The sequence below is a fragment of the Actinoalloteichus fjordicus genome (assembly GCF_001941625.1).
In the GTDB taxonomy this organism is placed as follows: domain Bacteria; phylum Actinomycetota; class Actinomycetes; order Mycobacteriales; family Pseudonocardiaceae; genus Actinoalloteichus_A; species Actinoalloteichus_A fjordicus.
In genome coordinates this window covers 5,412,688-5,439,136 of record NZ_CP016076.1, presented here as the reverse complement: position 1 = coordinate 5,439,136, position 26,449 = coordinate 5,412,688, and the positions used below count along the sequence as shown (strand labels likewise).

The 26,449-nt window shown below is 69.3% G+C and carries 23 protein-coding genes; 12 read left to right on the top strand and 11 right to left on the bottom strand.

Annotated features, from left to right (window positions below; all coding sequences use genetic code 11):
- Positions 1-186: 186 nt before the first annotated feature.
- The 6 genes from UA74_RS23095 to UA74_RS23075 all read left to right on the top strand — a co-directional run bounded on the left by UA74_RS23095 (position 187) and on the right by UA74_RS23075 (position 5,040).
- Entirely contained in the window at positions 187-1,305 is a 1,119-nt protein-coding gene (locus UA74_RS23095; RefSeq protein ID WP_075742131.1) for a radical SAM protein, read from the top strand.
- The gene (tmk, locus tag UA74_RS23090) at positions 1,302-1,958 is read left to right on the top strand and encodes a dTMP kinase (RefSeq protein ID WP_075742130.1); all 657 of its coding nucleotides are present in this window, start codon (positions 1,302-1,304) and stop codon (positions 1,956-1,958) included. Before UA74_RS23095 ends, tmk begins: the two co-directional genes overlap by 4 nt.
- Positions 1,949-2,788 (top strand): endonuclease/exonuclease/phosphatase family protein, encoded by an 840-nt coding sequence (locus UA74_RS23085; RefSeq protein WP_075742129.1) that lies wholly within the window; start codon positions 1,949-1,951, stop codon positions 2,786-2,788. The genes tmk and UA74_RS23085 overlap by 10 nt, the downstream gene beginning before the upstream one ends.
- Positions 2,789-2,865: 77 nt before the next feature.
- Positions 2,866-3,363: an NUDIX hydrolase gene (locus UA74_RS23080; protein WP_075742128.1), complete on the top strand. Its 498-nt coding sequence runs from the start codon at positions 2,866-2,868 to the stop codon at positions 3,361-3,363.
- A 280-nt stretch (positions 3,364-3,643) separates the two neighbouring features.
- On the top strand, positions 3,644-3,838 hold the full coding sequence (locus UA74_RS32345; RefSeq protein ID WP_157434394.1) for a hypothetical protein: 195 nt from the start codon (positions 3,644-3,646) through the stop codon (positions 3,836-3,838).
- The gene (locus tag UA74_RS23075; RefSeq protein WP_075742127.1) at positions 3,835-5,040 is read left to right on the top strand and encodes a methyltransferase domain-containing protein; all 1,206 of its coding nucleotides are present in this window, start codon (positions 3,835-3,837) and stop codon (positions 5,038-5,040) included. The genes UA74_RS32345 and UA74_RS23075 overlap by 4 nt, the downstream gene beginning before the upstream one ends.
- A 389-nt stretch (positions 5,041-5,429) precedes the next feature.
- On the opposite strand, the gene UA74_RS23070 is transcribed toward UA74_RS23075, so the two are convergent.
- Entirely contained in the window at positions 5,430-6,194 is a 765-nt protein-coding gene (locus UA74_RS23070) for an MBL fold metallo-hydrolase (RefSeq protein WP_075742126.1), read from the bottom strand.
- 471 nt (positions 6,195-6,665) lie between these two features.
- On the opposite strand from UA74_RS23070, the gene UA74_RS23065 reads away from it, so the two are divergent.
- Positions 6,666-7,853, top strand: coding sequence for a cytochrome P450 (locus UA74_RS23065; protein WP_232237383.1), 1,188 nt, complete (start codon positions 6,666-6,668; stop codon positions 7,851-7,853).
- A gap of 934 nt (positions 7,854-8,787) precedes the next feature.
- The gene (locus UA74_RS23060) at positions 8,788-8,952 is read left to right on the top strand and encodes a hypothetical protein (protein ID WP_157434393.1); all 165 of its coding nucleotides are present in this window, start codon (positions 8,788-8,790) and stop codon (positions 8,950-8,952) included.
- A 313-nt stretch (positions 8,953-9,265) separates the two neighbouring features.
- Here UA74_RS23060 and UA74_RS23055 read toward each other — a convergent pair whose 3' ends face one another.
- The 6 genes from UA74_RS23055 to UA74_RS23030 all read right to left on the bottom strand — a co-directional run bounded on the left by UA74_RS23055 (position 9,266) and on the right by UA74_RS23030 (position 16,144).
- The gene (locus UA74_RS23055) at positions 9,266-9,868 is read right to left on the bottom strand and encodes a GTP-binding protein (protein ID WP_075742123.1); all 603 of its coding nucleotides are present in this window, start codon (positions 9,866-9,868) and stop codon (positions 9,266-9,268) included.
- Positions 9,849-10,220 carry a DUF742 domain-containing protein gene (locus tag UA74_RS23050; RefSeq protein WP_075744126.1) on the bottom strand — a complete coding sequence of 124 codons (372 nt, stop codon included), beginning with the start codon at positions 10,218-10,220 and terminating at the stop codon, positions 9,849-9,851. The genes UA74_RS23055 and UA74_RS23050 overlap by 20 nt, the downstream gene beginning before the upstream one ends.
- Before the next feature lie 2 nt (positions 10,221-10,222).
- On the bottom strand, positions 10,223-10,651 hold the full coding sequence (locus UA74_RS23045) for a roadblock/LC7 domain-containing protein (RefSeq protein ID WP_075744125.1): 429 nt from the start codon (positions 10,649-10,651) through the stop codon (positions 10,223-10,225).
- 32 nt (positions 10,652-10,683) lie between these two features.
- Positions 10,684-13,377, bottom strand: coding sequence for a sensor histidine kinase (locus tag UA74_RS23040; RefSeq protein WP_075742122.1), 2,694 nt, complete (start codon positions 13,375-13,377; stop codon positions 10,684-10,686).
- Between the two features lie 604 nt (positions 13,378-13,981).
- Positions 13,982-15,001: an aldo/keto reductase gene (locus tag UA74_RS23035; protein WP_075744124.1), complete on the bottom strand. Its 1,020-nt coding sequence runs from the start codon at positions 14,999-15,001 to the stop codon at positions 13,982-13,984.
- A gap of 186 nt (positions 15,002-15,187) precedes the next feature.
- Positions 15,188-16,144 (bottom strand): aldo/keto reductase, encoded by a 957-nt coding sequence (locus tag UA74_RS23030; RefSeq protein ID WP_075742121.1) that lies wholly within the window; start codon positions 16,142-16,144, stop codon positions 15,188-15,190.
- 359 nt (positions 16,145-16,503) lie between these two features.
- Between UA74_RS23030 and UA74_RS23025 the strand changes: the two genes are divergently transcribed.
- From UA74_RS23025 to UA74_RS33080, 3 genes are all read left to right on the top strand, one after another.
- The gene (locus UA74_RS23025) at positions 16,504-17,508 is read left to right on the top strand and encodes a hypothetical protein (protein ID WP_157434391.1); all 1,005 of its coding nucleotides are present in this window, start codon (positions 16,504-16,506) and stop codon (positions 17,506-17,508) included.
- Between the two features lie 342 nt (positions 17,509-17,850).
- On the top strand, positions 17,851-18,282 hold the full coding sequence (locus tag UA74_RS23020; RefSeq protein WP_198042829.1) for an effector-associated constant component EACC1: 432 nt from the start codon (positions 17,851-17,853) through the stop codon (positions 18,280-18,282).
- Positions 18,282-20,648 (top strand): caspase family protein, encoded by a 2,367-nt coding sequence (locus UA74_RS33080; protein WP_075765475.1) that lies wholly within the window; start codon positions 18,282-18,284, stop codon positions 20,646-20,648. Before UA74_RS23020 ends, UA74_RS33080 begins: the two co-directional genes overlap by 1 nt.
- Before the next feature lie 223 nt (positions 20,649-20,871).
- On the opposite strand, the gene UA74_RS23010 is transcribed toward UA74_RS33080, so the two are convergent.
- The 4 genes from UA74_RS23010 to UA74_RS22995 form a co-directional block, all read right to left on the bottom strand.
- Complete coding sequence (locus tag UA74_RS23010) at positions 20,872-21,771, bottom strand: carbohydrate ABC transporter permease (RefSeq protein WP_075742117.1); 900 nt, start codon at positions 21,769-21,771, stop codon at positions 20,872-20,874.
- Positions 21,768-22,712: a carbohydrate ABC transporter permease gene (locus UA74_RS23005; RefSeq protein WP_075765473.1), complete on the bottom strand. Its 945-nt coding sequence runs from the start codon at positions 22,710-22,712 to the stop codon at positions 21,768-21,770. Before UA74_RS23005 ends, UA74_RS23010 begins: the two co-directional genes overlap by 4 nt.
- A gap of 13 nt (positions 22,713-22,725) precedes the next feature.
- Entirely contained in the window at positions 22,726-24,057 is a 1,332-nt protein-coding gene (locus UA74_RS23000; RefSeq protein ID WP_075765471.1) for an ABC transporter substrate-binding protein, read from the bottom strand.
- A gap of 114 nt (positions 24,058-24,171) precedes the next feature.
- Positions 24,172-25,161, bottom strand: coding sequence for a zinc-dependent alcohol dehydrogenase family protein (locus UA74_RS22995; RefSeq protein WP_075766314.1), 990 nt, complete (start codon positions 25,159-25,161; stop codon positions 24,172-24,174).
- 146 nt (positions 25,162-25,307) lie between these two features.
- Between UA74_RS22995 and UA74_RS22990 the strand changes: the two genes are divergently transcribed.
- Positions 25,308-26,276 (top strand): sugar-binding transcriptional regulator, encoded by a 969-nt coding sequence (locus UA74_RS22990; protein WP_075744122.1) that lies wholly within the window; start codon positions 25,308-25,310, stop codon positions 26,274-26,276.
- Positions 26,277-26,449 lie beyond the last annotated feature (173 nt).

Genomic DNA, 26,449 nt, shown 5'->3' with positions numbered 1-26,449 from the left:
TGTCTGGTCGGACAGTTGGGTTGTCGTTGATCGCAACTCCCCCCAGGTTGTCCAAGAAATGTTCGCTTGAACACTTCTAGTCACGATACTGTTCGGCCGAACATTTCTTGGTGGCTGGTCCGGGCCGAACCTGTGGTGATCGGCCGAGCCAGCCTGGTCCGTCTTGGAAAGCTTGGAGGTTCGATAGTGACCGCTCGCAGCATCGTGACCGGCGGCATGGCCGCGTCCTGCTACTTCCGTACGTCCGTTGAGCCGCCGTTTCGTAAGGCGCTGGTGCAGATCAACGAGGACTGCAACCTGCGCTGTGCTCACTGCTTCGTGTCCGCGACCAGGGTCGGCAAACAGATGCTGTTGACTGAGATAGTGGACAAGGTGGTCCCTCGTCTGGCTGCTGCCAGGGTCCAGCGGGTCACACTCACTGGCGGGGAGCCATCGATCCACCCGGATTTCCTGGACATCGTCCAGGCGTTCCGGACGGCCGGGATGGACGTCGGAATCTGCACCAACGCGACCACCCTGGACATGGTCCAGATTGCGACACTGGTCGAGCTGGGTGTGCATTGCAATGTCTCTCTGGACGGGTTCGCCGCCGACTCGCATGGAAGGTTCCGCGGTGACCGGGCCAGCTTCGCCGTCACCGTAGCTACCGTCGAACAGCTCGGCAGGGCTGGCATCCTGCAAGGGCTGCTATGTACGCCGAACACGTTGGCACAGAACGAGGAGTATGCACGGTTGTGTGCGTTCGCCCGTGAGAACGGCGCTCGCTACGTGCTGCTCAATCCGCTGGGGAGTATGGGCCGTGGGGTCAAGTCACGCGGCGTACTGGCCAAGACGACGTTGCACATGAGGGAGATATTCGAGCTGACCGCACCTTTCGACGGGCCGGAACTGGACATCGCGCACATCCGCTTTCCCAACACCCCGGGGCGGCCGTTGGCCGGATGCGAGGCTAGGACGATCATCTATGTATTCACCCCGGGCGAGGTGACGGTGTGTCCGTACCTGGTGTTCGCCGCTCGCACTCCGCAGTCGCGGCACGCCGCAGGCGAGTTCATCGTTGGCAACATCTTCACCGACATTGATGTTGCGCAGCGGCTCGATGACTATCGCTTCCATGATCGCTACCAGGTTGGCGACAATGCTACCTGCGGGGGATGCTCGATGAACTCCGGTTGCGGCAAAGGCTGCCCCGCTGCGGTGGTTGCTGCGGGTGGCCGGATCGGTGACGTCGACACAGAACAGTGCCCGGTCGTCGGTGAGACACACATTGAAGGGCGTCGGTTGCTGCCGCTGAGTCCCGCATGACCGGACCGGTCCTCGATGGGGGGCGCCGCCTGCCCGGCGTGTTGATCACGCTGGATGGGCCGGGGGGCGTGGGTAAGTCCACCACCACGTGCCTGGTCGTCGAGACTCTGGACATGCGCAGGATACCGGTGCACGCGACGACTCAGCCGTCCCGCGCGGCGGTAGGCGAACTGGCACGGCACGGTACGGATAAGTACCGTGGCATGGCCTTAGCCTGCCTATGTGCGGCTGATCGGCACCACCAGCTTGCTACCGAAATCATGCCCGCCCTGCGCGAGGGCAAGGTGGTGGTGTGCGACCGATACGTCGCCTCCTCGATAGTCTTGCAGGGTCTCGATGGTCTCTCCTCTGAGGTCGTGTGGCAGCTAAACCATGGCGTATACCGCCCCGATCTTTCGATCATCCTCAACGGCGACCCGAAGGTGATCGATGCGCGGCTACGGGCGCGCGGCGGGCACAGCCGCTTCGAGCGTGCAGAGGACAACAGCGACATGGAGGCCGGGCTGTACGTCCACGCCGCAGTCGACTTACAGAACAAGGGCTGGACTGTGGCCACGCTCGACTGCACCACTGACCCGCCCGCCAGGATCGCCGCCACAGTCGTGTCCCGCATTCAGCGCATTCTGACCGAGAAGAGTCCGACATGTCTCTGAGCCTGATTACCGTAAACGTCGGTGCACCCTCCCTCGACCGTGCCCGGCGCCAGCTTCGGTGGCTGGCCGACCGTCCCGAGGACGTTCTCATTCTCACCGAGACCAAAGCCACTGCGGGCAGCCAGTTCCTGGCCGATGCGTTCGCTGCCGCCGGCTACGATGTGACTTTCCCCCAGCATGCTTCCGGCGAGCTCGGCGTGATGATCGTCAGCAAGTCGTCCACTACACCCGACCCGCTCAGTGCGGCGATGGATTACCTGCCCTCGCGCGCTGTCGGAATCGTGGTCGACACCACCGACGGGCCGCTGCGTGTCGCAGGCGCCTATGTGCCCTCCCGCGACACCAGCGTGAACAAGACTGCGCGCAAGAAGACCTGGATTCAGCGGTTCCAGGAAGCCTTGGAGAGCACAGCGAGCGACGCTCCGCTGCTGCTGCTCGGCGATCTCAACGTTCTCGAACCCACACATACGCCCCCGCATTCCGGCCAGTTCGCGCCGTTCGAGTACGGCTTTTACACAGGCCTGACCGAGCGACACGGTCTGGTTGACCTGTTCCGCCATCTGCACCCCGGTCGGGTCGAACATAGTTGGGCGCGCCGCGCTGATCTGGGTTACCGCTACGACCACGCCCACGGCTCCCGTGCTCTGGCGGAGCGGCTCACCGCTTGCGAGTACGTCCACGAGACCAGGGATTTCGGTTCTGATGGCGCGCGGCTGACCGACCATTCCGGACTCACCGTGTGCCTGACGCTGACCGCGGCCTCGCCGCTGCTAACGTCAGACCCCGCCATGGCGGCCACGCACGGCGAGCCGGAGCCGACGCTGTTCTAGCTCGCGCGGCCTCCGCCCCGTCGTCGTCGGCTGCCGGTGCATCTGCCCGTCAGTCGACCGCGAGGACCCGCCGCAGGATGCCCACTCCGACCAGCACCGCTTCCCCGCGCATCGGTGCCCGCGTGCTGTTGCTTGATCCCACCGACCGCGTGCTTCTCATCCATGCCCTCGACCCCGGTGATCCCGAGCATCACTGGTGGGAACTGCCCGGCGGTGGCCTGGACGAGGGTGAGGACCTCCGTGCCGCTGCCCGCCGTGAGCTTGCCGAGGAGTCAGGGATCATCGTCAGCGACCTCGGCCGTGAGCTGTGGGTGCGCGAATCCCGGTTCCGCTATCGGGGCCGTGACCACCACCGCATCGAGCATGTGTTCCTCGGCCGCACCCCGAGTACAGCGCCGCAGGTCGCACTCAAGCCCACCGCGAACGAGAAGGCCGGTCTGATCGAGCGTCGTTGGTGGTCGGCGCCCGAGCTACGGCAGTGCCGCGACAAGCTCTTGCCTGCCGAGCTCCCCGGCCTGCTCGACGATCTGCTGGCGGACCGGTTCAGCCGCACGCCCCGGACGATCACCGGCTGATCGCAACGCCGATGATCTGTCGCGCCGCCGAATACCTCGTGTGGCTACGCGACGAAACCCGTCAGACCGAGTCTTAGCTTTTCGGCCTGGCGAGAAGTTGCTTGGTCAACTGACGGAATCCGGGAACCTCTGCACATCCCTACCGCGTTCTGCTATGGATGGTCGGACATCTCGGCCGATCCGAAGCGCCTCTTCCGATCCTGCGCCGCTCACGAGTGAGGACGACTCATGCCTCCCGTCCCGCCGCCCTTCGGTACGAGCTGGTCAGGTGCCCGACCGCGTGACTGATGCAGTCGGACGCTATCTGAAGCGTATGAATCTGGCCTACGCCGGGTTCGATTTCGTGGTCACTCCCAAGGCCGGATGGGTCATGTTGGAGGCCAATACAGGACCGCAGATCGGCTGGCTCGAAGCGGCGACCGGTGCACCGATCACGGCGGCGATGGCCGCCATGCTGGAGAAGGGACTGACATGACGACTTCGAGCAACGCCACGGGACTTCACGCGGTCGTCGACTGGCCTGTGCGTGCCGCCGCGCTTGCCGAGGAACTGGCCGCCGTGGGCAAGCTGGCCTCTGCTGCCTGGCGCGCTGCGGTCGAGTCGGTGCCTCGGCACATGTTCGTTCCGTCGTTCTACGTCCGCCGCGACGGTCGGATGGTCGCCGTCACGGCCGCCGATCCGGCCACCAGGACTGAATGGTCGGAGCAGGTTTACGCGAACACCGCGCTGGTCACCAAGATCGGTCAGGACGAGGCAGGCGGACCTCCGATGTTCCTGTCCTCCAGTTCTACGCCGGGGTTGATGACGCGCATGCTGGAGGCTCTCGACGTGCGCGACGGAGCTCGGGTCTTGGAGATCGGCACCGGCACCGGTTACCACGCCGCGCTGCTCTGTCACCGGCTCGGCGATGAGCAGGTGTTCTCCGTCGATGTGGAGCCGGACCTCGTCGACACCGCCCGTGCTCGGTTGGCCGAACTCGGCTATCGCCCCACCCTGGTTGCCGGGGACGGTGCCGCTGGACTGGTTGCGCATGCTCCATTCGATCGCGTCATCGCGACCTGCTCGGTGCCTGCTATCCCGTTGCCGTGGGTTGAACAGACCCGGAGCGGCGGGGTGATCCTGGCCGACGTCAGAGTCGGCCTGGCCGCTGGAAACCTCGTCCGGCTCACCCGCACTGCGCCCGATCGGGCCGAAGGCATGTTCGACGCCGGGCAGGCGGCGTTCATGGAACTGCGGCACGCACCCGGCGCGGGCGAACGAATGTCCTACGCCCGGCGCTCCGACGACCTGCCGGTCACCAGGTCTGTCACGACGCTGGACCCACGGACGCCGTGGTCGAACCCGGTAGTGTGGTTCCTCACTGCGCTGCGCATCGGCGGCCACTACCGGCTCGGCTACGCAGGCGTCGATTCCCGGAACGGTCCCGATGCGGTCAGTATCACCACCCCGGACGGCTCCCGTGCCGAGATCACCCTCGCTGTCATCGACGGGGAGCACATCGTGGCGGAATCCGGCCCGGTACGACTCTGGCAGCACCTTGAACATGCTCATCGGCAATGGGAACAGGCCGGCAGGCCGAGCTGGCCGCGCCTTGGTCTGACCGTCACCACCGATCATCAGTCGGTTTACGTCGACGAACCGGGCAACCGGCTCGCTGTGCTGACCGGCAGGCAATAGTTGGGCGCGCCGCGCTGAGCTGGGCTACTGCTACGACCACGCCCACGGCTCCCGTGCTCTGGCGGAGCGGCTCACCGCTTGCGAGTACGTCCACGAGACCAGGGATTTCGGTTCTGATGGTGCGCGGCTGACTGACCATTCCGGACTCACCGTGTGCCTGACGCTGACTGCGGCCTCGCCGCTGCTCACGTCAGATCCCGCCATGGCGGCCACGCACGGCGAGCCGGAGCCGACGCTGTTCTAGCTCGCGCGGCCTCCGCCCCGTCGTCGTCGGCTGCCGGTGCATCTGCCCGTCAGTCGACCGCGAGGACCCGCCGCAGGATGCCTACTTCGACCACGATCATCGGCTGACCACAGCGATACCGGGACCGCCCACCGGGCAGGCCGAATCACGCCATGCGGAACACCTCGCCGGGAGCGGCGTGGTCGACCCGGCCCGGGTAGTGGGCCGCTGCCCGCGTCACGGCCTCCGGCGGGGTCAGGAACGGGCTCAGGTGGGTGACGATCAGCTTGCCCACGCCCGCTTTCGCGGCGGTCTGGCCTGCTTCCTCGGGGGTGTGGTGGACGGGCGGCTCATCGGTCGACGCCGTCGCGCTGTCGGCCTCGCAGAGCAGGACGTCGCAGCCCTGCGCCAGGGTCGTGAGCGCCGCGCAAGGCGCGGTGTCGCCGGAGTAGACCAGCGACCGATCTCCGCTGCGCACGCGGAGGGCGAAGGCGGGCATGCCGTGGTCGACGGCGCGCGTGGTCAGCGTCAGACCGCCTACCTCCGCGTGGTGTCCGTCGGTCAGTTCGGTCACCGCGAACGCCGACTCGACGGGGCTTCGGGTCGGGCCGTTGGTGAGGAAGCCTGCCAGCCGGTCGGTGCTGCCCGGCGGGCCGAAGAGCGGGATCGGGGCGTCAAGCCGGACGTCGGCGTAGAGCAGGGCGTAGTAGGCGGTGAGCAGGTCGGCGCAGTGGTCGGCGTGCAGATGCGAGAGCCAGATTCCGTCGAGGTCCGTGAGCCGCGTGTGCCGTTGCAGTTCGGCCAGGGTGCCGGTGCCCGCGTCCACCCAGAGTCGCGTGTTCGCCGTGGACACCAGATAGCCGGAACACGGGTTGTCGGGGCGGGGATACGGGCTGGCGCTCCCGAGCACCGTGACGGCGAGGCTGCTCATCCGGGCAGCGTAGGAGTTCGTCGGCTGCCTCGGCCGGCCCCGCTGTCGCTTCGAGCGGCCGACGGACTGAGCATTTATCGGCCCCCGCAGCGGTTCCGTCGAGCAGCCGCCGGACCGGACGCCGGGCCGCAGGGGCCGACTCGCCGCGCTGATGCGGCTTCGGGAAGTGCGTCCGGCCGAGTCAGCGGGCTGTCGCGCCGCTTTCGAACCCGCATCGCCCGAGCCCCACCTCGACCATCCCCGTGCTCCACGCCGGATCGCGAGCCGATTCGCCCGCAGTAGACGCTCGACGCAGCGGCGGCGGCCGACGTGCCGCGACGCCGCGGTCGGCGCCAGGATGTTCAGTTCATCGAGACCCGGAGGAGACCGACGAAGCGACGCCTCTCGTTATGATAGTCACTGTTCGTGTAGGTTCCTATTCGGATAGTGACAGCATTTCAGGTCAATCCTGCGTGCATGAAGGAGCATTCCGTGGCGGTCCCTGTCCAGTTGTCCGTCGAACATGCCAGGCCGCTCCACGTGGATCCGGTGCTCCGCCAGTTACAACACCTGAGTCCCGTCCACCGGGTCCGCACCGCCTCGGGGGGTGAGGCGTGGCGAGTCACCGGTTATCGCCAGGTACGGCAGCTGCTGGAAGACTCCCGGCTCGGTAGATCGCATCCCGACCCCGACAACGCCGCGCGCACCGGCGAGGCTGCGATGCTGGGCAGACTCCGTACCAGCCACGAGACCGAGAAGGCCGACCACCTCCGGATGCGCACCCTGCTTCGTCCGCAGATGGCGCCCGGCCGAATGCGAGCCGCCCGGCCGCGCGTGGAGGAGCTCACGGCCGAGCTGCTCGACCGGCTCGCCGCGCAGGACCGGCCTGCCGATCTGCACGCCGCTCTCGCCCAGCCACTGCCCGGCACGGTGATCGCCGAGCTGCTCGGTGTGCCGCTGGCCGACCGGGACAGGTTCCAGGCCTGGACGCACGCCGCAGGCTATGTGAAGGATCACGCTCATTCCGAGCAAGGGCTCGCCGCACTGGTCTCCTACGGCCGTGAGCTGGTCGCCCGCAAGCGTCGCGAGCCCGCCGACGACATCATCTCCCGACTCTGCGCCGCCGATCCCGTCGACGGCGTCGACCTCGACGACGAGGCCGTGGCGGTGTTGTCCATGACGTTGCTGTTCGGCGGCGAGGCCACGGTGATGGCCATCGGCCTCGGCGTGCTGACGCTGTTGTCCAACCCCGCCCAGTGGCAGGCGCTGCTGGCCGAACCCGCCCTTATCCCTACCGCGATCGAGGAGATCCTGCGCGGAATGGACAAGGGCGGCGACGGGATCGTCCGCTATGCCCAGGTCGACGTCGAGGTCGGGGATGTCACGATCCTGGCCGGGGAACTCGTCCTGCTCGACACCGGCGCCGCCAACCACGATGACACGGTCTTTCCGGAGCCTGATCGGCTGGACGTCACCCGGCAGGTCTCGTCGCATCTCGCCTTCGGGCACGGCGTTCACTACTGCATCGGCACCGCCCTGGCCCGGCTCGAACTCCAGGTCGTCCTCGCCCAGCTGATTCCGCGCTTCCCCGCGATGCGACTGGCCGTTCCCGTCGAGGAGCTGCGGATCGACCGCGACATCCTGGCGGGCGGCCTCGTCGCGCTTCCGGTCACCTGGTGAGCCGGTGTCCGGCCTGATCGACGCTGCCCGCCTGCGTACTGCGGCGGACGTCGATCGCCGCAGACTCGCGGTACGGCGCGCAACGGCACGCCGGAGAAGGCTCGTCGCGCGCGGGGTCACGGGCTCCGACCCGCGTGCATCCTCGCGCCACGGGGCAGCGTCGGCTCACCGGCGGGCAGCGCGCGGAACACCGCTCGGTCGGGCGGCCGATCGCGGTCCGCAGCCGATGATCTCGGTGGGCCGGTGCGGCTGCCGGTTTCTCGGCAGGCGATGGTCGGTTCGGCTGCTCGACGTTCGAGAGTGCACATCGGAATCAGGCTCATCGGCGGGCGGATCACGGACAACTCGATGGAGTGACAAACGTCGGAATCGTGCCGAACGCGACGAATTCGTTGCTATCGACGATTTCCCGCGCGTTTCCTCGATCCCGGCGTGGTCGGTCGGCCTGCGGCGAGCCGCCATGCGTGAGAGGCGCGGTCGCCGAGGCCGTCGACAGACCCCGGCCTCGCGTGCCGGGCGCCAGGTCGGCACCGTCTGATCCGGGTCGGGCACCGGTATCTGCCTGCATGATCACCGGCCTGCGACCGCTACGGTCCGGCGCCCACCACCGCAGCGGCCGAGGCGGACGATCCCGGCTGGCCTGCTCGTGAGTCGCCGGTCCGGACCCGGAATCCGGGGCAGGCACGGGATTCCCCCGATCGAGGTGATCTGTCCTGCGATGACTGCGAGACCGCGCTATTCGGCGTCATCCTGCTAGTGTTGGCGCCATTCGCTGGTGAACCGGCGGTAGTATGCAGGCGCCGCCGAGGGAGATCCTCGTCAATAGGCGGGGCACCACGATCTGTCGATTCCGCGAAGCAGCGATCTCATGGCCCACGACGTCAACGGACATCCGTATTGTCCCCATCGGGACCCGTGCCGGCGATGGTGGTGCGTGCACCGATTCCTGGTCGTCCTGCTCACGATCTGGACGTTGATCATCGGCCTCGTCGCGATGACCGGCGGCCCGACCCGCAGTCTCGAGCGGGGCGCGATGATCTGCCGCGATCTCGACGGTGACGGAATCGTGGACTCGGCCTCCTGCCGACAGATCTGGTGACCTGCTCTTCGACCACCGCCGTTCGATGCCGTGCTCGACCGCGTGGGGCGACTGCGACGTTGCGGGCCGCTGTGACGTCTCGATCGACCGCGCTTGAACGCCCCACGCTCCGACGACGGACTCAGGGACGTAACGCGTCCGGCCGACAGTCGTCCGACGATTCTCGGCCTGATCGCCCGTCGTCGTGCCTGTCCGGCTCCTCGACCTCGTTCGCACCGACGAGGTCGAGGAGTCCGCCGGTCGTCGCAGCCGTCGAGGACCCGGCGTCGAGGACCCGGCGTCGATCCACCGGGCGCTCGCCGCCTGCCCGACCTCAGTGCGCGGCGATGGTCCGCCTCGCGGTGTCCACCACGTGCTCCATCAACGTGGTGAGCACCTTCTTGCCGGAGTCCCGCTCGCGGGCGTCGCACATCTCGACGGGAATGCCGGGATCGAGGTCCAGTGCGTCGCGGACCTCCTCGTCGGTGTAGACGTCGGCATCGTCGAAGCAGTTGACGCCGACGACGAAGGGAATCCGGTTGCGCTCGAAGAAGTCCACCGCCGGGAAGCAGGTGTCCAGTCTGCGGGTGTCGGCCAGCACCACGGCACCCAGCGCACCCATGGCCAGCTCTTTCCACATGAACCAGAACCGGTCCTGACCAGGGGTGCCGAACAGGTAGAGGATCAGCGACGGGTTGATGGTGATTCGACCGAAGTCGAGCGCCACGGTGGTGGTCGTCTTGTTCTCCACACCAGAGAGGTCGTCGGTGCCGACGCTCATCTCGGTGAGGTTCTCCTCGGTACGCAGCGGCGAGATCTCGCTGACCGCGCCGACCATCGTCGTCTTGCCGACCCCGAAGCCGCCTGCGATGAGAAGCTTCGCCGACGTCACGCCGATGGTCGAGGATGGGGGTCTGTCAGAGGTCACGGAGGCCATTCAGTACCGCCTGGAGTAGGTCCATGTCGGGGGTTTCCACCGGAGGTGGCGGGTCCTGGAAGATCAGGTAGTCGTGGTCGATCAGATCGCCGATCAGGACCTTCGCCACCGCGAGGAGCACGTCGAGTCGGGCGGAGATCTCGGCGATCGACAGCGGGCGTCGTTGGCACATCCGCACGATCTCGGCGGACTCCCGATCGAGTGTGACGGCGTCGGAGTCCGGCTTGATCGCGACCACCAGCGTGATCATATTCAGCTCGTGGCGACCGCTCGGCGCACGGCCTCGGGTCATCGCGAAAGGCCGGACCAACGGACCGGCCTCCTCGTCGAACCAGGACTCGCTCCCGTCCATGATCACGGCGTCGGGTCAGGCTGTAGATCCTCCAGGGCGTCCCGGCGTGGACTTGCCGTGAGATTCGTGCCGACCTGCTGCACCATCACGTTCATCTCGTAGGCCACCATGCCCATGTCCGCCGTGTCGGCGGCGAGCAGGGCGAGGCAGGCGCCGTCGCCCGCAGCGGTCACGACCAGGTAGGCCCGGTCGAGTTCGATCACGGTCTGCCGAACCTGGCCCTTGTCGAAGTGGCTGCCCACTCCGCGCGCCAGGCTCTGGAAGGCCGAGGCCATCGCCGAGAGATGCTCGCCGTCCTCGCGCGACAGGTTCTGCGAGCGGCCGATGAGCAGTCCGTCCGCGGACAGCACCACCGCCTGCTCGGCACCCACCAACCGCTTGACCAGGTCGTCCAGCAGCCAGTCCAGATCGTTCGTCTCGGGTTTGACCATCGTGTCCTCGTCCGCTTTCTTCATCGGCCCGTTCACAGATCGGGGTTGGTCGGGTTGTCTCGGCCCTCTTTGCTGCCTCGGACGAACGCCGACATCGCGGCGCGCGCCTCCTCAGGGGACCGAGCGGGGCGCACGTCGGTCGGGCCTGCCGGGCCTGGGGATCGGATCTCGCCGGTCAGCTGCGGGGCGAGGTTGCGCTGCCTGCGCCGTCGGGGCAGGGGGGCTCGGGTGTCCGTCGCCGACGGGGGTGTCCCCGTGGACGGTTTGCGCACCGGCAGCGCGGCACCCGGCTCCTCCCGGCGCGGCGTGGGAGAGTGGCTCGGCGGAGTCGGCTTCTCGGACGACATGTCCTCCTCGGGCCAGTGCACGGCCGCTGTCGAGACCTCGCCCTGCTCGGCCGAGGACGTTGCTGGGACAGGCCGGTCGGTCGAGGCCTGTGGGGACCCGGACTCCTTTGTACTCGCCGAGCCGTTCCGCGTGGCGGACTCGGCGGGCCGTCCGCTCACCGCCGCGCCCTCGTCCGCAGCGGAGGGGGCGGCCGCCGTTCCGTCGGTCGCCGGAGTCGACGCCGAACGCGCTCGGCCTCCCTCGCCGTCGCCGGCGGCCTCACGAGTCGTCGTGGCGTCGCCTGTCCCCGCCTCGCCGGGGGCATCCGCAGCAGGAACGACGGCTGCCGGGGAGACGATGGTGTCGGCGTCGCCTGGTTCGTAACGGGGACGCTGGTCGAGTCCCTGCCGGGGCAGTCCGCCCGGCAGCACGCGGCGCCGGGGCAACTCGCCGCGCTGATCCGCCTTCTCGTCCGTCCGCTTCGCCATCAGCGTGGCAGGCAGCAGCACGATCGCGTGGACTCCGCCGTACGCGGACTCCGCGAGGGTCACGGTCACGCCGTGTCGATGCGCCAGCTGGGCCACCACGAACAGACCCAGACGCATCCGTTCGGACAACGTCATGACCTCGAAGTTCGGCGGATCGTGCAGCGTGGCGTTGAGCCGCTCGCGTTCCTCCTCTGGAATGCCGAGGCCCTGGTCCTCGACCTCGACCACGACGCCCTTGCCGACGAGGTTGCCCCGCACCTCCACCCGCGAGTCCGGCGGGGAGAAGGACGTGGCGTTGTCCACCAGCTCGGCGAGCAGGTGGATGAGGTCGGCCACCACGCTGCCCTCCATCGGCACGTCGGGCAGCCGCAGCGCGTGCACCCGCGCGTAGCCCTCGGTCTCCGAGACGGCACTGCGGACGATCTCGTCCAGCGGCACCGGATTCCGCCAGCGGCGTCCCGGTCGCTCGCCGCCGAGGATCACCAGGTTCTCGGCGTTGCGGCGGGCGCGCGTCGCCAGGTGGTCGAGCTTGAACAGCAGCTCCAGGTGTCGGGGGTCTTCCTGCCTGCTCTCGGCCTCGTCGAGCACCTCGAGCTGACGACGTACCACGACCTGGCTGCGGTGGGCGATGTTGAGGAACACCGCGTTCATCCCGGTACGGGTCTTGGCCTCCTGGACGGCGGCCGCGACGGCGGCCCGCTGCGCGGAGTCGAAGGCCTCGGCGACCTCGCCGATCTCGTCCGAACTCGGGTCGGTCGGCGGGAGATCGGTCTCCGGCGAGATCTCCTCGCCCTTGCGCACCCGTTCCATCACCGCGGGGAGCCGGACCTCGGCGGACTTCAGCGTCTCGTCCCGCAGCCGGTGCAGTCGACTGATCAGCCGGTTGGACATCCGCGCGGCCACCAGCATGGCGGCGATGGCGGCGGCGAGCACGACCACGCCCGCGATCAGCGAGTTCACGAAGGTGCGCTCACTGCTGGCGCTGGCGAGTTCTTGTGCGTGTCGATGCTGTCCGATCCAGATGTCCAGCAGCGACTCGGACACCGTGCGGGCGGACTCCTGCCAGGCGTCGATGTTCAGCGGCAGGCCTGCATCCTGCGGGTCCGTCGCGAACGCGCCACGGTCGATGATCGCGTTCTCCACGGAGGTCAGCCTGTTCCACGGCTCGCTCGCGAGCAGTTCGGAGTGCGCGGCCCGGCCCTCCGGGGTCAACGTGGGCAGCACCTGGTCGATGCCGACGTGGTACGCGTCGACCTGCCTGCGGTACTCCTGGCTGTCCAGGACGGACATCCCGCCGGAGGCGACACCGCCGACGCCGAGGGCGTTCGATCGCGACATTCCCTCGAGGAGGTCGAAGAGGTCGGCGGCGGTCGCCTTCGCGCTGGCCGCCTCGGGGGCGCGCGCCGTCTGCGCGATGCCGTCCAGCACGAGTCCGCTGATGCCGATCAGCTGGTTGTAGAAGGCGTAGGCCTCGCGCTGGGGAAGCGATCCGTCGTCGACGCCCTGGCGGATGGCGGGCAACTGCTCCAGCGACTCGTTGTACCGCTCGCTGGCGGCGCCGATCGCCTCCGGGTTCGCCCGAATGAGACGTGCTTCCAGTTCGGGTCGCTCGGTGAGGACGTCGTCGACCTGCCTGCGCTGCCGTTCGAGACTGCTGAAGTCGTCGTCGCCCGCCAGTCGCAGCAGGCTGAGTCTTCGCTCCTCTTCCAACGTGGTGATGAAGCGCAGCTCCGGTTCGATCGACTCTTCGACGAGGTTCGACCACTGACGCTCGGAGTTGCCTTGGACCAGCAGGTAACCTGCGGCGCTGAATCCCAGGACGAGCAGTGCGATGCTGGGAATGAGGGCGATCGTCAGAACTCGAGACCGGATCGTTCGGCCTCTGCCCAGCCAGGTCGGAATTCGCGTCATTGATCAACTCCGGCTGCGCTTCGTTGGACGGCTACGGACCCGGGGGAGCGTGGTCACTCGCCCGTGGCCACCTCACCCGGCTGCCCATTCTGCATTACGCCGCAAGGGTGAACACCAGTAACCAGGTGAAGTGGTTGGCTTTGTCCGGTCGAACTGGACCCATGGCGGGGACCGGTGCATTCTCGGCGCCTCACACCGCGAGGAAATCGGTCCCTTGTGGACTTGCATACCCTCTTCCACGTCTAGTAAAGGGCTGGGCCCGTTCCCCGCCTGCGCACTGTCGCCGCCGGTCGGAGGGCTGTGGACCCTCCACGGCAGACCTGCGCTGCTGCTCGGCCTCCCGTCAGTGCAGCCAGGATGATCTACTCCTCGGCCGCCGATCCGCCGACTGCATCCCCGTTCTGTCACCGGGGCATCAGCGGCGTCCAGTACACAGTGGAGGGATGCGGCACGCCGAGACGAACACGAAGGAATGACAACCTTCTCGCGCGACGAGCGCGATAGCTCCGATCATTCGCTCGGGTGATCGCATCGCGAACCTCGGGAGGGCACACCCCGCCGCCGCGCGGTAGCCGAGGCCTGCCCGGCCGCCCGCCGGACCTGCTCAGCGGGGGAACTCCGTGAGTCGGTCGAGCTCCTCGGGGGTCAGCGTCACGTCGACGGACGACAGGAGCAGATCGAGCTGATCTCGGGTGCGGGCGCTCGCCACCGGGGCGACGACGCCGGGCTGCGCCCGAACCCAGGCCAGCGCCACTGCCCCGAGGGCGACGCCGCGGTCCCGTGCGACGGCGGCCAGCTCCTTGACCGCCGCTTCTCCTCGCAGGCTCGCCCGCCGATAGGCCCGAGCGACCAGGGCGTTCGCGCTCACGCCGTCGAATCGCGGATCACTGATCCGGAAACCGAGCGACAGGAGAGGTTCGTAGGGCAGCACCGCCAGCCCGTGTCGGGCGACCTTCTCGGCGAGAGCATCTTCATAATCCCTGCGTCGGACGAGGCTGTACCCGGGCGGCTGCACCGCGACATAGGCGGCCAGGCCGTCCCGTTCGGCGGCCGCCATCGACTCCGCGAGCCGCTCGGCCTCGATGAAGGCGGCACCGATCTGGCGTACCTTGCCTGCACGGACGAGCCGGTCCAGCGCGCCGAGGAGTTCCTCGACGGAAACACGCCGGTCCTCGGCCTTCTCGGCCTCCTCCGGGTCAGCGGTGACGTCCTCGGTATAGAGCAGGTCCAGGTGATCGGCCCGCAGCCTGCGCAGCGAGGCCTCGACCGAGGTGCGGACGGCGGCGGCGGAGAGCCCGTCGCCGTCGCGGAGGCCGTCGCCGCCGGGGAGGCCGCCGACCTTCGTCGTGAGGACGATCTCGCCCCGACGCCTGCGGGCCTGCCGCCATCGTCCGATGACCGTCTCGGATTCGCCGCCCACGATGCCGCCTGCGCTGCCGTGCCGGACGCGGGTGTCCACCATGGTGCCGCCGGAGCCGACGAAGGCGTCGAGCAGCGCGAAGGACTCCGCTTCGTCCAGACGCTCGAGGGCGGCTCCGCCGAGGGCGAGGGGGACCTCCCGCAGTGTCGTCGCACAGTGGAGGCCGTTGCCGCCGGGCCGGGAGCCCGTCGAGTCCTTGAGCATGACTCTCCTGACGTCCGCCTGCATCCGGCGGTTCCGGCACAGGACTCGTCGTGCCAGGCCCGCCCGGCCCCGGTGTCCGCCGAGCGGCCGCGAGACTCCCGGCGCGCTGCGGGGTGCACCGTCGAAGCGGGCGCGCGGACCGCACCCGGTCTCGGCGGCAGGGCCGTCGGCCCGGCGCGGCCTCGGTCAGTCGCTCGCCGCCGTGAGCAGCGAGACCTCGTCGGAGTCCAGGACCAGCGACACCGAGTCGAGCAGTGTCGCAAGCTGCGCGACGGTGCGGGCGCTGACCACCGGGGCGGCCACCGTGCGCTGCGCCCGCAGCCAGGCCAGCGCCACGGCCGTCACCGAGACCGCCCGCTTCTCGGCCACCGTGTCCAGGGCGGCCAGTACCTGCTGCCCCCGCGCCGAGACCAGGTGCTCGCCCGCCCCGCCGCTGCGCGGGCTGTCCACCTCGACCCCGGGCCGGTACTTGCCGGTCAGGAAGCCTGCGGCCAGGGCGTAGTAGGGCAGCGCGGCGAGGCCGTGTCGGGCGGCGCTGTCGGCCAGCGAGCCCTCGTAGGTGTCCCGGGAGACGAGGTTGTAGTGCGGCTGAATCGCCACGTAGCGGGCGAGCCCGTCGCGGTCCGAGGCGAGCAGCGCCTCCTCCAACCGCTCCGCGCTGATGTTGGACGCCGCGATGTGGCGCACCTTGCCCTCCCGGACGAGGGCGTCCAGCTCACCGAGGAACTCTTCGACCGGCACGGACGGATCGTCGAAGTGGGTGTAGAGCAGATCGACGTGGTCGGTCGCCAGCCTGCGCAGCGAGGCCTCGGCAGCTTTGCGGATCGCCCCGGCGGACAGCCCGGTGGCGTCGGGATGGCCGCCGACCTTCGTCGCCACCACGACCTCGTCCCGGTTGCCCCTGGCCGTCATCCACCGGCCGATGATCTCCTCGGACACCCCGCCGGGATTGCCCGGCGCCCACATCGAGTAGACGTCTGCGGTGTCGACGAAGTCGCCGCCCGCCGCCGCGTAGGCATCGAGGATCTCGAAGGACTGCTGCTCGTCGGCGGTCCAGCCGAAGACGTTCCCACCCAGGTTGAGGGGGAACACGGTGAGGTCGGAGTTGGCGAGCTGGATTCTGCTTTCCGCCGGGGAGGTCATCTTTCGCCCAACCTGTCCCGGACCGGTGGTATTCCAGGCCTGCCGCCCCCTCGCGGGCGGCGACGGTCCTGCCACCGCCGCCCCTTCGAGGTCGCCGCCTGCGGCCGGGCCCGTTTCCCGGCACGACACCGGGAGGACGTCGCCGAGGCGGTCGGTGTGGACCAGGCCGACTTCGCGGCTGTTCGATCACGCCCGCCGACGCCTCACCCGGCTGCGACCATGATCCCCGAGATGGCGTCTTGCTCGCCGCCGCCCGCGCAGCCAAGGTGATCTCTCGCGGCGGAGATCTACTCTCGCGAGGCGGATTCTTCCCCGCCGAGGCGGGCGGCTCTCTCGCCGGTCGGGCGAACAGTGAGGTGATGCGAGTGAACCGGGGCGACTGGCCGGTGGTGGTGACCGACCGCTGCGCGCACAGCTGCGCGGAGGCGATGGGCTTCGCCGACCAGGACGAGGCCAGGGCCTGGCTGCACGAGCAGATCCGCGCCAGGGGAGCCGTCACCGATCGGCTGCCCGCCGCCGTGGCGGGCCGACGCAGCCGATCCGGCTACTTCGTGGTCATCGAGGACGAGGTGCTGCTGCCGCTGGCCGAGGACCGCGACGGCGCCGCGCAGTGGATCGCGACCAACTGCGTGATCTTTCCCAGCCGACGCGGCTCCTCGGCGGCGCCGCTGTCGTTGTCCGGGAGACGCCTACTGGCGGAGATCGAACTGCTGCCGCACGCGGTCGAGCGGTTCCAGCAGTACTGCGGCGGATCAGCCGATCCGGCGGCGGCGCGTCGGGAGCTGTACGAGGTCCTCGCCCCGACCGCCCGCGCGACCAGCAGACCGCCGCGCTGGTCGGGCACCCGGCACGCCGATTTCTACCTGGTGGCGGGCGTCGAGGGCGAGTACGTGCTGCCGTGTCGGATCGGCGGAGGTCGACGGCCCTTCGACGCCACCACCTGCATCCATCGCTCCAGGGACCTGTTCGAACTCTCGGGTGACCGGCTGCTCGCGAGGTGTGGGCTCGGCGCGGACGCGGTTCCCGCCCGCAGCGCGGGCCGGGCACTGATCGAACGGGGCGGTGCGTGTCACGCGCGGCTGGCCTGGCATCGGCCGTCCTGGGCACCTGCGCGTTCGGAGGCCCGTTGGTGGCTGGTGCTGGCGCCTCGGCTGGCGGTCCCGGTGGCCTGGCGGCCGGAGCGGCGGAGTCGGCCCTTGATCGCGCTCGGCCTGATCGACCGGCGTCCCGTGCTGGTTCGGCTGCTCGACCGGCTGCGGGGTCTTGCTCGTCGCCGAACCTCGGCACCGAAGCGGCCGGGCGCCTCGCGAGGGCGCGGGAGTACGGGCGGACGTCCGTCTCGAACTCCCGCCCGGAGACGCTAGCGCCGTCGAGGTCCCGTCGACCGTGATGGTCGTCGTCGGTCTCGGTCCGGGCCTCGGAATCGGCCCGCTCATCGGCGCGGCACTGCGGGACGTCCCGCTGCTGGTCCCGGTAGTTCGGAATCACGACCGCCCGGGCCGTCAGCGGAAAGACGGACCGGTGTCGCCCGGAGCGAATCCCCGCCGGTACGTCGGTCGGCGGGCCGACCGTGCTGCGGCCCGGTATCCGCGCGAGATGCCGTCGAAGGGGTGTGCAGGAGAGCCTCGGCGGTGTAGATCAGTAACCTACGGCTCCCGCACCGACACCGAATGTCAGGCGAGGCGTCGGGGAGGGGAGCGTGGCCGATGGGTGTTGAGGTGGCGATCACGCCGGGGACGAGTCGGTACGACCCCGACGACCAGGGGTGGCACGGTCAGGTCGGGACGCTGTACGCGATGCTGCGCGAGGACGTCGGCGACGTCACGACTCGCGGCACCACGGTGCCTGGCACCAAGGGCGCCCTGGACACCACGCTGATCGCGCTGGCATCTTCTGGCGCGCTGACGGCCGCCGTGGCCTGCTTCCGGTCCTGGCTGACCCGCGACAAGACGCGGACGCTCACACTCACGTGGACCGACGGCTCCGGAGCCGAACAACGAATCAGTGTCGCGGGCGACAACATCGACCGGGTGTCCCTGCAGGCGCTGGTCCGCGCCGTCGGTGAGCGGATCGGCGACCCGAGACCCGACGGCGGCGATCCGGGTCATGCCAGGCAGGTCGACGACGGGGCCGCGTGATGGGGGCCGATCGGCGTTATCGCGCCCTGCTGATCGGCAACGGCGACTTCCCGAACGATCCGCACGGCCTGCCTGCGTTGCACGGCCCGGCGGCGGATGTCGCACTGCTGAGACGCGCCCTTGTGGACGGGGACGGGGCACTGTTCGCGCGGGAGGACGTCCTCGTGCTGCCGGACCGACGGGTGCAGCGGCTGCGGGAGAGCCTGGACGGGTTCTTCGCCTCGGCGGAGCGTGATGACGTCCTGCTGCTGTACTACAGCGGCCACGGCAGGCTCGATCTGGACAATCGGCTGCACCTGTGTGCGAAGGACACCCGCACGGCCAGCCTGCGGGCCACCGCGTTACGGGCCGAGGACGTCAACGAGATGATCAGCTCCTCGCCTGCGCGCAGCACCATCGTGGTGTTGGACTGCTGCCACAGCGGTGCGTTCAAGGGCGCGGACGTCCTGCGGGGGATGGAACCGCTCGCCGGTCCGGGCGGGGTCGGGGGCTCGGCGGGTTCCGGCGGCTGGACTTCGGGGGCTTTCCGCCCGGGCTTCGCAGCGTGGCTGGGCGGGCTCGGGGGACGAGCCGGCGGAGTAGGGGGGCGGACGTCGCGCTCGCCTCGCGGGGCCGATCCCCGTCGGCCCGCGTGGAATCCGACGGGCGCGGCCGACGCCGAGGGCAGTTCGTCGGGCCGGACCCCGCATCGCGGCCGGTACGTGCTGGCGAGCAGCCGGTCGACGCAACTGGCTCAGGACACGACCGAGCCGGGCCGGGCCAGCCCCTTCACCGCCGCGCTGGTGCGCGGGCTGACCGAGGTCGGCCCCGGCGAGGAGCTGACCGTGCCCGACCTCTACCGGCGGGTGCATCGCCGGGTCGGCGCCGGGAGCGGTCCGACGCCGCAGCTGCGGTTCTCCGGCGAGGGGGAGTTGGTGATCGCGCGGCGTCCGGGTCCGCTCGCGTCGGACGCGGCTCAGTCGCCGGATGGTGCCGGACGAGGCGGTGCAGGTCCGTCGGCCGCCCACGCGGCATCCACGCCGTTCGCCGGGACTGCGGCGGCGACCGACGGCGAGCAGGACACCGAACAGTGGCGATGCCGCCGCATCCGGGACAGCGGAATCGACTGCCTGCTGGAGGTGCGCCGGGGACTGCACCGCCACGTCGTCGAATATCGCTCGGTCCCGAAGCATCGCGGGCAGGTGTTCCTGGACGGGCGCCGAATCTATCAGGGGTCCAACCTGGTGGACTGCGAGTTCATCCTGGGCAGGCACGGCTCCCGAGCTCGGTTGGTGGTCGCCGAGACCGACATCCGGCTCGACGTGGACGGACAGGAGGTCTACGGCCTCGGCCGCGCCGCACCCGGCTCGCCCGATCATCTGGAGGAACGGGCGGCGGCGATCCGCGCGAGCCTGCTCGGCCGCTTCGGCGGCATCGTCAAGGAACCGGAGATGCGACTGCGGGTGACACCGAGGCTGCGGCTGTCCGATGTGAACGCGGTCCGGGTCCGGACGAGCCGGTCGGCGCGTGCGGCGGAGATCGCGCCGATCATCGCGGTCATCACCCATCGGTATGCGGGCGACACCACCGAGCACATCTGGTTCACCGATCGGGCGATGCACGTGCGCGGGCAGAACCGAACCCTCGTGGTCCCCTACCCTCGGCTCGCCGAGATGACGGTGTCGTATGGGAAGGCGAGGCTGACCCTCGGTGAAGACGAGGTGTCCTTCCGAGGTCACGAGTCGATGCGGCGTATCGGCGAGGTGATCGACACCGTGCGGGCCGCCGTGGTCTACCAGGACACCGGCCTGGGTGATCCGCCGCCGCTGGCCAGGCACAGCGGCGGGGACGTCCTCGGCGGCGGCACGCGGCAGTACGGGAACTCGGGTCCCGAGTCTCCCCGTGACCCGCAGTCCTGGCTGCTGGCGATGGCGATCGGTCTCGGAGTCGCCCAGGTGTTCTTCGCGTCCGGGTCTCGGGACGTCGAGCTGTTCCACTACGGCGTCGGGCTCGTCTCGGTCCTCGCCGGGCTGCCGTGGCTGATCGCCGCCCCGCTCCTCGCCCGGACTCGTCTCTTCCGGAGCTTCGGCGGCAACCTGACCCTCACTGCCTTGTCTGCCGTCGGCTACGCCGCCGCCTTCAACTGGGTGCCGGTCCTCGGGAACGCCTGGGCCAGGTCCGCCGGCGATGAGGAGATCCCCCTATACGGCTGGCTGATCCGCCTCGGCGACAGCGGCATCGCCATCGGCGGCGTGGACACCGGGGCGCTGGGGGAGTGGCCTCGCGTGTGGGGCACGTTGTTGCTGGCGGCCGTCGCCTTCGCGGTGGCGTGTACCGATCTCATCCTGCTGCACCGCGAACGACGCCGAGCGGAGCGGGAGCGGTAGGTCCGGGGTCCGTGCGGGTTTGCGTCACGAGGACGACGCCCTCCGCCGCAGCCCGAACCGCGTCGGGGACCGTGGGGAGAACTGCGGAAAAATTGCGGGGACGAACCTGACGGCCGGTCGTCGTCGCCGCGAGCCTGTCCGCGCCGGCCGTCGAGTACAACCGTGCGAAAGGCCCGGCACCGCCCACAGCGCCGGGCCTTTCGGTTCCGCACCGGACTCCGGCCTACTTGACCGCGCCCATCGACAGGCCCCTGACGAGCTGCTTCTGCGCGATCCAGCCCGCGAGCACCACCGGCAGGGAGGCCAGCGTGGCCGCCGCCGAGAGCTGCGCCCAGTACAGGCCCTCACTGGTCATGAAGCCCACCAGGAAGACCGGCACGGTGGCCGCGTTGGCCGCCGTCAGGTTCACCGCGAAGAAGAACTCGTTCCAGGAGAAGATCACGCAGATCAATGCCGTCGCCGCGATGCCGGGTGCCACCACGGGAAGCAGCACCCTGCGCAGCGTCTGCGGCAGCGTCGCCCCGTCCACGTGCGCGGCCTCCAGGATCTCGACCGGCACCTCCATCAGGAACGACCGCATCATCCACACCGCGATCGGCAGGTTCATCGCCGTGTAGAGGACGGTCAGCGTCCAGATGTTGTCCGCGATGCCGAAGGTCTGCGTGGTGACGTACAGGGGCACGATCACCGCTGCGGCGGGCAGCATCTTGGTAGAGATGAAGAAGAACAGCACGTCGCTGGTCTTGCGCACCGGGCGGATCGACAGGGCGTAGGCCGCCGGGACCGCCAGGACGATCACCAGCAGCGTCGACGCCGTCGTGGCCCACAGCGAGTTCAGCAGGTAGGGCCCGACGCCGCGCTCGAACACCCCGGCGTACTGCTCCAGGGTCGGCACGAAGAACAAGGTCGGCGGCGACTGGAAGGCCTCGGCCTCGGTCTTGAACCCGGTCAGCACCATCCAGAGCACCGGGAAGAAGAACGCGAGCCCCAACACCCAGGCCAGCGTGGTCAGCAGCACCCCGCGCACCGTGCGACCGGTGCGCGACGGCGGGCCGTCGGAGGAGGACGCCGAACGTGCCGCCGAGCCTGCACGCTGTGGGGACTCACCGGTGATGACGCTCATGCTTCCTCCCTGCCGAAGGTGCGGAAGATCATCCGCAGCGCCACGGTCGCGACGATGATCGTCCCGGCGACCACGACGACGCCGAGTGCGGCGGCCTGACCGACGTCGAAGCCGAGGAACGCCCGCTGGTACAGGTAGAACGGCAGGTTCGTCGTGTCGGTGCCGGGGCCGCCCTGGGTCATCATGTAGATCGTGTCGAAGGTGTTGACCACGTAGATCGAGCCGAGCAGCAGGCCCAGTTCGATGTAGCGGCGCAGGTGCGGGATGGTGATCAGGCGGAACGTCTGCCAGGCGGTCGCACCGTCGGTCGCCGAGGCCTCCAGCTGATCCTTGGCCTGGCTCTGCAGCCCGGCCAGCACGAGCAGCATCATGAACGGCGTCCACTGCCAGACCAGCGCCACGATGATCGAGGCCATCGGGAACTGGCTCACCCAGGCCACGCTGTCCACGCCGAAGGGGCTCAGCACGAAGTTCAGCAGGCCGAACAGCGGGTGGAAGATCGTCGTCTCCCACAGCAGCGCGCCCGCGACCGGCATGATCAGGAACGGCGTGATCAGCAGGGTCCGCACTACGCCCCGGCCTCGGAACGGCCGGTCCAGCAGCATCGCGAGTCCGATGCCGAGCAGCATCGCGATGATGACGCAGCCCGCCGTGATCAGCACGGTGTTCAACGCCGCGGTGCGGAAGGTGCTGTCGGTGAACACCGCGACGTAGTTGGCCAGTCCGACGAACTCCTGTGAGCCGGGCCGGACCAGGTTCCAGGACTGGAGGGAGTAGAAGATCGTCAGCAGGAAGGGAAGCTGCGTGACGATGATCGCGAAGATCAACGCGGGCAGCAGCGGAGCCCGCCGGACCCAGCCCTGCTTGCGGGCGGCCGCGCGGCGTTGCGTCGACGTCGGTGGTCTCGGTCCGGTCGCCGTCGTGGCGTCGAGAGTGGTCATCTCGGGACGGCCCTCAATTCTGGTAGGTCTGGCCGACGGTCTCGGCATAGCGCTGCGACTGCTCCAGCGCCTCGTCCACGGTCACCGATCCCGCGATGGCCGCCGAGATCTGCTGACCGACGCGGGTTCCGAGATCCTGGAACTCCGGAATCCGCAGGAACTGCACGCCTTCGTACGGCACCGGCGACACGCTCGGATTGCGCTCGTCGGCGCTGGCCAGCGCGTCCAGCGTCGGCTCCGCGTAGGCCTGGGCCTCCGCCGCGTACTCCGGGATCTCGTAGGTCGACTCGCGGGCGCCCGGCGGCACCCGAGGCCAGCCGAACTCCTCGCCGACCATGCGCTGGTAGTCCTGGTCGGTCATCCAGGACACGAACTCCCAGGCGAGGTCCTTGTTCTCCGAGGTCTCCGGGATCGCCAGCGCCCAGGTGAACAGCCAGCCCGAGGTGTCGGTGTCCACCACGGGAGCGGGGGCGTAGCCGCTCTCGCCGACCACGACGCTGTCATCGGGGTTCTCCACCGAGGCCACCATGGCCGAGGCGTCGTACCACATCGCGGCCTGCCCCTGGCTGTACCGCGTGATGCAGTCGGAGTATCCGCTGGTCGCCGCGCCCGGCTGACCGTGCTCGCGCACCAGGTCCACGTAGAACTGGACGGCCTCGCGCACCTCGGGCGAGGTGAGCTGCGCGTTCCACTCCTCGTCGAACCATCGGCCGCCGAAGGTGTTGATCACCGAGTTGAGCGGCGCCAGGTTCTCGCCCCAGCCCGCCAGGCCGCGCAGACAGATTCCGACACGTCCCTCCTCAGGCGCCTTGAGGATCTCGGCGAACTCCGCGATCTCCTGCCACGTCGGGTTCGCGGGCATCTCCAGCCCGGCCTCCTCGAACAGGTCCGCGCGGTAGGCGAGGAACGAGGACTCGCCGTAGAACGGTACCGAGTACATGTCGTCCTGATAGGACAGTGACTCGCGCACCGTGGGGATGAAGTCGTCGTGGTCGTACTCGGGCGAGGCGTCGATCGAGGGCTGCAGATTGGTCAGCCAGCCGTTCTCCGCCCACATCTTCGTCTCGTAGTTGCTGACCATCACGACGTCGTACTCGCCGCCGCCGGTGGCCACCGAGGCGGTGATCTTGGCTCGCGCCTCGTTCTCGGCCAGGCTGACGAACTCCAGGTCGACGTCGGGAAACTCCTCCTCGAATCGCGGAGAGAGCGCGATGGCGTCCTGCATCTGCGGGTTGGACACGATCGCGACGGTCAGCCTGGTGCGGCCGTCGCCGCCGCCCAGGTCGCCCGCGCCTGCGCAGCCTGCCAGCAGGGTCGTCGCGGTGAGCAGTGCCGCTGTTCTCATTCGGCGGCGGCGGGGGTCTCGCGGTGAACCGGCGGTGGACACCGATGTCCTCCTTCGCGTCAAGGTCTCTCGCGGATGCCTGACTACGGCTGCCTTGCTAGGTCGTCCCCGGAGTCAGGGAGCGATCTGGATCTTGACTCCCGTGCCCGCGCGCACCATCCCCACGGCCTCGGGAAACTCCTCAAGGGGGAGGGTGTGGCTGATGAGTCCCTCGCTGCTGACTTGCCCGGTCTCCAGCAGTCGCAGGGCGGGTTCGAAGCTGTCCAGGACGGCCATCGAGCCCACGATCTTGATCTCGTCGTTGTAGATGCGGAACGGGGAGAGGCTGATCCGTGCGGTGTCGGCGGCCACGCCGAAGATCTGCAGCCTGCCGCCGCGCCGCAGCGCGTCGAAGGCGTCCTCGATGGCCTTCGGCGCCCCGGTCACGTCCACCGATGCGTCGAACGGCGCGGCGTCCAGCTCCGCGACGCTGACGGCGACGTGCTCGGCACCGAACTTCGTAGCCAGCGGCAGGCGGGCCGGATTGCGGTCCACTACCGACACCCGCGCACCGCTGCCCGCCAGCAGCTGAGTGAGCAGCAGCCCCATCGTCCCGGCGCCGACGACGAGGATCCGCTCGCCGATCTGGGCGCCGAAGACGTCGAGCCCGTGCACCGCGCAGGACAGCGGCTCCACCAGCGCGCCCTCGCCCATGCTCAGCGAGTCCGGCAGCCGGTAGGCGTTGACGGCGGGCACGGCGACGTACTCGGCGAAGGCCCCGTCGACCGTGTCGCCGGTCGCGCCCCAGTTGGCGCACAGGTTCCCGTGACCGGTTCGGCAGGGCGTGCAGTACCCGCAGAACAGGGAGGGGTCGACGGCCACCCGGTCGCCGACGGCGATGCCGGTGCGGACGTCGGAACCGATCTCCACGACCTCGCCCGCGAACTCGTGCCCCGGCACCAGGGGGAACGGGGCAGGCGGGAACTCACCGTCCGCGATGTGCAGATCGGTGCCGCAGATGCCGCAGGCGCCGACCTTGACCACCACGTCCGAGGCACCAGGAGTGGGGTCGGGAACCTCGCCCACCCGTAGCTTGCCCGGTTCGTCGATGATCGCAGCTCGCATGACCACTTCCTTGTGTCGCTCATATGAGCACGGTTCTGCTCGTTTGTTTAGGGAGTGAATACCCTGGCGTATGCGCATGTCAACAGCTGACGGACAGGAGCATCGATGGACCGAAGCGGAGTGAGCGGCTGCGTAGGATGGCGCCGATGACCGAGCGCCCCGTGACCGTCGAGCCTGGTGACATCGGTCCAGTGGAACTTCTGCTGACGACCTCGGTGGCGCGACGCTTCTATCTGGAGTCCCGTTCGAAGGTGCAGATCGCCGAGGAGTTCGGCATCAGCCGATTCAAGGTGGCTCGGCTGCTGGACTCGGCCAGGGCGGCGGGCCTGGTCCGCATCGAGATCGGCAGACCGGCAGGCGTGGACCCCGAGCTCTCGGAGCGGCTGCGCACCGCATTCGGGCTGCGCACCGCCGTCGTCTCGGACGTCTCCGGACAGACCGATCCGGAACTGCGTGAGCACGTCGGCGGCCTGGCGGCCCGGCTGCTCGGCGAGGTCGTCGAGGAGGGCGACGTGCTCGGCGTGGCCTGGGGTCGGTCGCTGCAACGGATGAGCGCGCGGCTCACCGTGCTGCCGCGCTGCACGGTCGTGCAGCTCTGCGGCGCCGTGCCACAGCCCGACGTCGAGGACCATTCACTGGAGCTGACCCGCCGGGCGGCACAGGCGGGCGGCGGGACGGCGGTGACCTTCTACGCGCCGCTGGTGATGCCCGACGCCTCCAGCGCCGCCGCGCTGCGCGGCCACTCCGACGTCGCCAGGGCGATGAACCGCTGCGGCGAGTTGACCTCGGCGGTCGTCTCGGTCGGCGGCTGGTCGCCCGGCACCTCCACCGTCTACGACGTCCTCGAACCCGCCGAGCGGGCCGTCTTCGCCGAACGCGGCGCGGTGGCCGAGATCTGCGGAATCCTGTTGGACGCCCAGGGACGGCCACTCGCCGACGGGCTGCAGTCCAGGGCGGTCGGCGTGACCTTCGAGCAGCTGCACCGGACGCCGGACGTCGTCGCGCTCGCCTACGGCGCGGGCAAGGCCGCCGCCGTCCGCTCGGCGCTGCGTGGCGGCCTGATCACGACGCTGGTCACCGATGCGGCGCTGGCGAGGGACCTGCTGGCGAAGTAGTGCCGCCCGGTGCCCTCGAGGGCAGCGAAGTCGAGTCGTACGGGCAGGCTTGGGCTGCCCGAGATTCCCCCGCCGCTGACGCGGTCACGTGGCCCGGCGTCCGCGTTCCCCGGCGCATACGGGCGGGGCGACACCGGTCTGCGGGGGCTTTCTTCCCGGGGCCTGCCGGGTGG